Genomic DNA, 295 nt, shown 5'->3' with positions numbered 1-295 from the left:
GGCACGTCGCCCGCACCGACGGTGAACTGGATGCGGTCGTACGGCGCGTGTTCGGGCAGGCCGGCCGCGCCGTCGCCGAGGACCGCCGAGACGTTCTGTGCCCCGGTCCGGGCGAGGGTCTTGCGGGCGCGCTCGACGAGGTCTGCGTCGACGTCCAGCGTCCACACGTGCCCGCCGGGGGAGACGAGCTGTCCGAGCAGCGCGGCGTTGTAGCCCGTGGCCGCTCCGGCTTCGAGGACCTTGTGGCCGGGCCTCGCGCCGAGCTGCTCCAGCTGGATGGCGACGATCGTGGGCG

General features: G+C 74.2%; 1 protein-coding gene. It reads right to left on the bottom strand.

Features of this window, described 5'->3' with window-relative positions; translation table 11 throughout:
* Positions 1-295 (bottom strand): methyltransferase domain-containing protein (locus IH54_RS0138955; RefSeq protein ID WP_031526412.1); only part of this gene is annotated, 295 nt, incomplete at both ends.

It is taken from the genome of Streptomyces sp. NRRL F-5123 (genome assembly GCF_000721495.1).
GTDB lineage: Bacteria > Actinomycetota > Actinomycetes > Streptomycetales > Streptomycetaceae > Actinacidiphila.
The sequence above is the reverse complement of the archived record's forward strand: the minus strand, read 5'-3'. Positions and strand labels throughout refer to the sequence as shown.